Below are 5,378 nucleotides of genomic sequence, written 5' to 3' on the forward strand. Positions count from 1 at the left end.
CGACCTGAGACAGCTTCGGTCCGTGAAGGGCTCCTTGAGGGAATCTGATTCCCTCAAGGAGCCCTTCACGGACTTTCAGCAGGAAAGAAAGCCGCCCAGCGCGGCTCGTCGGCCGGTGCTCGCAGCATCCTGGTACGTGAGGGCCACCCTCAGGGAATCCGATTCCCTCAGGGTGGCCCTCACGGACGGCGGCGGAAGCGCAGCGGTCGGGGTCAGGCGTCCAGCAACGCGGCCAGTTTCTTCGGCGCCACGTGCCGATACGCCTCGCGCACGATCTGGTCCACCTCGGTCCAGTCGACGTCCACATCGAGCCGCACGCCGAGCCATCCGTGCACTCCGACGTAGGGCGGCCGGAAAAATCGCTCCGGCTCGGTGCGCACCAGTTCCTCCTGCACACCGGGCGGCGCGGGGCACCAGAACGCGAGCTTGTCGTCGTGGTGCCGGTCGGCGAACATCGCGAACGTCTTGCGCCCGCGGACGAACCACGTCGGTTCGCCGTGGCTGAGTCGTTCGGTGGCTTCGGGCAGGGCGAGACAGAGGGCGCGCAGCTTGTCGAGCGGAGCCATCGCGTCAGTATCCGCGAGTCAGAACACCGTGGCCAGCACGCCGATCCACGCGAGAGCCAAGCCGCCGCCCGCGCCGTACACCGCCCAGCGCAGGATCGGCACCTTCCGGCCCAGCCACAGGGACGGTGCGACGCCGCCGGTCACCACCAGCGCCGCGATCAGCGCGAGCCACACGCTCGTCTCGCGGGCGAGCGTGGTGGCCAGCGCGAGCATCGCCACGACCACCACCGCGGCCGCGAACACCGACACGGTCAGCCCGGTGAGCCAAGGCGTCGGCTCTTCCCGAGTCCGGGCCCGCGCGGGCTGATCCGGCCGCCGAGGCGGTTCGACCACCGTTTCCACGCCGGTCACCGGGTCGACGAAGCGCACCTCGGTGCCCATCACCGCGGCCAGTCGCGCGGCGAGCTGACGTCCGCGCTGCGACACGACCGAACCGGCGACGTCGACGTCCGAGTCGGAGCGCGCCACCGCCGACGCCACGCGCGCCCACTCGTGCAGGGCTTGCGCCAGCTCGGCACCGATCGCGAGCCGGCGCGGGTCGACCTCTCGCGCGTGCTCGCCGCCCGGCCCGGCGAGCACCGCCTGCTCGCCGCGGATGCGCAGCTCCATCGTGCCCCTCCCCGCAAGAAACGTGCCGGGGGTCACTCTAGTGGGGCGACGCCCGCCGATACCTCGTGGAACGCGATCGCCGCGGCCGTGGCGACGTTCAGCGAGTCGACCCCGGCCACCATCTCCACGCGGACCGCGACGTCCGCGGCCTCGATCGCCTCGTCCGTCAGCCCCGGCCCCTCGGCGCCGAGCAGCAGCGCGATCGGACCCGGCACTTTTTCGCGCAATCCGCGCAGCGGTACGGAATCCGCGCGCGGAGTGAGCGCAGCCACCGTAAAACCCCGTGCCCGCAGCACATCCAGGCCGCCGGGCCAGCTGTCGAAAGTCGCGAACGGGACGCGCAGCACGTGTCCCATCGAAACGCGCACACTGCGCCGGTAAAGCGGATCCGAACAACCCGGACCGAGCAATATCCCGCCGACGCCGAGCGCGGCGGCATTGCGGAAAAGCGCGCCGAGATTCTCGTGATCGCCGACGCCTTCCAGCACGGCCAAAACCTGTGCGCTGTCCACGATTTGGGAGACCGTCGGCGGTTCCGGGCGATCCGCGACCGCGAGCACCCCGCGATTGAGGTGGAAACCGACGACGTCGGCCATCGTCTCCGCCGACGTCACATACGCGGGCACGTCGACGCCCGCGAGTTCGTCTTCCAATTCCCGCAGCCGTCGCTCCACGCCGAGCAGCGCTCGCACCGGATAGCGCGAAGCAAGCAGCCGCCCGACCACGACGGTTCCCTCGGCGATCACCAGCCCACGCCCGCAGGGGCGGTCCGGCCGACGGTCCGCTGTGGACAGGTCGCGGAAGTCGTCGAGCCCCGGATGCGCCCGGTCCTCGGTGAAGATCAGTTGAGCCACATCGGACAGTCTCGCACCCGCCCGAACCCGTGCCCACTGGTCCGAACGTGCGAGGCGCTTTAGGGCAAACGGCGTAGTTACGCGCAGGGTCAACCGCCGGTGACGGAGAGCACCAGTTTGGCCGCTAGCCCATGGCGCGGCGCTGTGCGACGGTGGTCTGCCTGGCGTACTAGCCGCCCAGACCACTGCGGACAGCAGCCAAGGAGCGCGTCGAACCATGGGTACGGATCTCTCGGCACACCCCGGCCGGCTCGATCGCGGACGGTACCGCCGGAAGGTCCAGCGATGCCTGGACACCCTGGCCCGGATGCTCACCGACGGGAGTTTTTCCTTTCCCCGCAAGAACATCGGGCTCGAAGTCGAGCTGAACCTGGTGGACGGGCAGCTGCGGCCGTCGATGACCAACTCGGTCGTGCTGGAGGCGCTCGACGACGCGTCGTTCACCACCGAACTCGGCCAGCACAACCTGGAACTGAACGTGCCGCCGCGTCCGCTCGCCGGGGATTCCGCGCTGCGCCTGGAAGAAGACCTGCACTCCTACCTCGCGAAAGCGCAGGAGAGCGCGGCGCACACCGGCTCGTCGGTGGCCATGATCGGCATTCTGCCCACGCTGGGAGCGGAGCATTTCGACCAGAAGTGGCTTTCCCACAAAACGCGTTACACGTCGCTGAACGACGAGATCTTCGCCGCCCGCGGCGAACGGATCGCGCTCGCGATGGACGGCCCGGCATTGCCCGGGGCCCAGCCGGAGCGGCTGCGGCACTACGCGGAGTCCATTCTCCCGGAGGCCGCCTGTACTTCAGTCCAATTGCATCTGCAGGTGGCCCCCGAGGAATTCGCGGCGCATTGGAACGCCGCGCAATGTCTGGCCGGCGTCCAGATCGCGCTCGCCTCGAACTCTCCTTTCCTGCTGGGCAAGGCGCTGTGGCACGAAACCCGGATCCCGTTGTTCCAGCAGGCCACCGACACCCGGCCGGAGGAGCTGAAAAACCAGGGCGTCCGGCCGCGGGTGTGGTTCGGCGAACGGTGGATCACGTCGATCTTCGACCTGTTCGAGGAAAACGTCCGCTATTTCCCGGGACTGCTGCCGGAGACCGATCTCGAGGACCCGATCGAAGCGCTCGAATCCGGGCAGGCGCCAAAACTTTCCGAACTGCGGCTGCACAACGGAACGATTTGGCGGTGGAACCGGCCGGTGTACGACGTCGTCGACGGCCTGCCGCACCTGCGCATCGAAAACCGCGTGCTGCCCGCCGGTCCGACGGTCGCCGACATCGTCGCCAACGCGGCATTTTTCTACGGCGCCCAGCGCGCGCTCGCGGAACAGGACCGGCCGGTCTGGTCGCAGATGTCGTTCCAGGCAGCGGAAGAAAACCTGTACGAGGGCGCGCGCAAGGGTTTCGACGCGCAGCTGTACTGGCCCGGCATCGGCTGGATCCCGCCGGACGAACTGGCCCTGCGCGTCCTGCTGCCGCTGGCCCACGAGGGCCTGCGCCGGTCGGACGTCTCCGACGAAGCCCGCGTGCGCTACCTCGGCATCATCGAACGCCGCTGCCTCGCCCGCCGCAGCGGCGCGGCCTGGCAACGCGACTACGTGCTGCGCGCGCACGAACGCGGGGCCGACCGCGAAACCGCGCTCAACTGGATGCTGCGGCGGTACCTGGAACTCTCTGAGGCTGGCGAGCCGGTGCACACCTGGCCGCTCGACGACTGAGCTGTTTTCGCGCGGTCCCCTACAGTGTTTCGCACGGGAAGGGGGTGGCGCGCGTGCCGAAGGTGCTGGGCGGTTCGCTCGAAGCGCACCGCCGCGAGGTGCGGTCGCGAGTGTTCGACGTCGTCCGCGCGCAGCTGTACGAGCGCGGGTTCGACGCGATCACGCTCGCCGGCGTCGCCGCGGAGGCCGGGCTCGGCCGCACCGCGATGTACAACCACTTCCCGGACAAGGAGAGCCTGCTCGTCGCGTTCGTGGAGGACGAGTCCGCGCGGTATGTCGAGCGGTTGCGCGCGGCGGTGGACGCCGAACCGGACCCGGTCGCCCAGCTGGCCACGTTCGTCCGGCTGCAGCTGCGCGTGCTGGCCGAACACCACCTTCCGCCGGGCACCGCACTGGAGTCCGCGCTCGCGCCCGCGGCGTATCAGCGGATCAGCGCGCACGCCGACCCGATCATCGAACAGCTTCGCTCGGTACTGCTCGCCGGAGTCGACGCGGGCAGCTGGCCCGCGCAGGACCTCGACGTGGTGGTCCCGATGATCACCGCCGCGCTCGGCAGCCGTCAGGTCATCGATGTCCCCGCTGACCAGCTCGAAGACGCTATCGAGGCCGCCGTGCGGTTCGTCCGGCGAGCGGTCGGTTCGAGTGAAAACCACTGATTTTAGGGTAGCCTAAGTACCGGTCGTGGCCTACAGTTCTTTCTGACAGCTTGTCAGAAAGAACGTCGGGAGGCCTTTGATGACGGTGACCGCGGACCTCGAAGCCAGCCCGTTCTCCGGACAGCTGCGCGCGTCCACGAGGACGGTCCACGACAAGGCCAACCACTCCACGTACATGAACGCGCTGCTCGGCGGCGAGCTGACACTGGACGGCTACGCGGCGCTGGCCACCCAGTACTACTTCATCTACGAGGCGATCGAGCGGGCAGGCGACGCGATGGCCGACGACCCGGTCGGCGGCGAGTTCGTGTTCGAGGAGTTGCGCCGGCTGCCCGCGCTGGAACGCGACCTCGCCCGCCTGGTCGGCCCCGGCTGGCGCACCGAGATCGCCCCGCTCGCCGCGACCGAGGCCTACACCGCGCGGATCGCCGAGGCGGCACGCTGGTCCGGCGGGTTCGTGGCGCACCACTACACGCGCTACCTCGGCGACATCGCGGGCGGCCAGATCATCCGGCGGCTGCTGGAGAAGAAGTTCGACCTCGCCGAGGCGGGCACGCTCTTCTACCGCTTCGACGAGATCGGCAGCGCCCCCGGGTTCCGCGACCGCTACCGCGCGAAGCTCGACGAGGCGCCGTGGAGCGAGGCCGACCGCGCCCGGGTGATCGACGAATCCGTGGTCGCGTTCGAGCACAACGTGGCGGTGTTCGACGAACTGGCCCTCGACCTCGCGCGGTACCGGGACCCGGCGGCATGAGCCGGGTCACAGCGGGTTGACCTCCACCTAGCTCGAAGTACGAGGCTCGGTTTCAGAAGGCTCCCGCGAGGGAAGCCGCCAAGCACAACCGCGCGTCGACCAGAAGGAGGGCCCATGGCCCGGTACGAGCTGCCCGAACTCGATTACGACTACGGTGCCCTCGCGCCGCACATCTCCGGCGAGATCAACGAGCTGCACCACAGCAAGCACCACGCGACCTACGTC

The 5,378-nt window shown here is 69.2% G+C and carries 6 protein-coding genes and 1 pseudogene; 4 read left to right on the forward strand and 3 right to left on the reverse strand.

The annotated features are described in order from the left end of the window. Positions 1 to 212: 212 nt before the first annotated feature. The 3 genes from WA670_RS44940 to WA670_RS44950 are packed head-to-tail and all read right to left on the reverse strand — an operon-like array spanning position 213 to position 2,029. Complete coding sequence (locus WA670_RS44940) at positions 213 to 566, reverse strand: MmcQ/YjbR family DNA-binding protein (RefSeq protein ID WP_037819959.1); 354 nt, start codon at positions 564 to 566, stop codon at positions 213 to 215. Positions 567 to 584: 18 nt separating this feature from the next. Further along, positions 585 to 1,175 (reverse strand): DUF2537 domain-containing protein, encoded by a 591-nt coding sequence (locus tag WA670_RS44945; protein WP_037819961.1) that lies wholly within the window; start codon positions 1,173 to 1,175, stop codon positions 585 to 587. A 32-nt stretch (positions 1,176 to 1,207) separates the two neighbouring features. Then, complete coding sequence (locus WA670_RS44950; protein WP_336162293.1) at positions 1,208 to 2,029, reverse strand: TrmH family RNA methyltransferase; 822 nt, start codon at positions 2,027 to 2,029, stop codon at positions 1,208 to 1,210. A gap of 217 nt (positions 2,030 to 2,246) precedes the next feature. Here WA670_RS44950 and WA670_RS44955 point away from each other — a divergent pair, with 217 nt between their 5' ends. From WA670_RS44955 to WA670_RS44970, 4 genes and pseudogenes are all read left to right on the forward strand, one after another. Further along, entirely contained in the window at positions 2,247 to 3,743 is a 1,497-nt protein-coding gene (locus WA670_RS44955; RefSeq protein WP_037819966.1) for a glutamate-cysteine ligase family protein, read from the forward strand. Positions 3,744 to 3,796: 53 nt separating this feature from the next. Beyond that, on the forward strand, positions 3,797 to 4,399 hold the full coding sequence (locus WA670_RS44960; RefSeq protein WP_336162296.1) for a TetR/AcrR family transcriptional regulator: 603 nt from the start codon (positions 3,797 to 3,799) through the stop codon (positions 4,397 to 4,399). Positions 4,400 to 4,478: 79 nt separating this feature from the next. Next, complete coding sequence (locus WA670_RS44965) at positions 4,479 to 5,153, forward strand: biliverdin-producing heme oxygenase (RefSeq protein ID WP_336162298.1); 675 nt, start codon at positions 4,479 to 4,481, stop codon at positions 5,151 to 5,153. Between the two features lie 114 nt (positions 5,154 to 5,267). Continuing rightward, positions 5,268 to 5,378 (forward strand): annotated as a pseudogene (locus WA670_RS44970) (superoxide dismutase); the annotation flags it as partial.

The organism is Amycolatopsis sp. VC5-11 (assembly GCF_037034185.1).
GTDB classification, from domain to species: Bacteria; Actinomycetota; Actinomycetes; order Mycobacteriales; family Pseudonocardiaceae; genus Amycolatopsis; species Amycolatopsis nivea.

Excerpts from the sequence above, each read along its gene's own strand:
- WA670_RS44940 (WP_037819959.1), bottom strand. The coding sequence starts at position 566 with ATGGCTCCGCTCGACAAGCTGCGCGCCCTCTGTCTCGCCCTGCCCGAA.
- WA670_RS44945 (WP_037819961.1), bottom strand. The coding sequence starts at position 1,175 with ATGGAGCTGCGCATCCGCGGCGAGCAGGCGGTGCTCGCCGGGCCGGGC.
- WA670_RS44955 (WP_037819966.1), top strand. The coding sequence starts at position 2,247 with ATGGGTACGGATCTCTCGGCACACCCCGGCCGGCTCGATCGCGGACGG.
- WA670_RS44965 (WP_336162298.1), top strand. The coding sequence starts at position 4,479 with ATGACGGTGACCGCGGACCTCGAAGCCAGCCCGTTCTCCGGACAGCTG.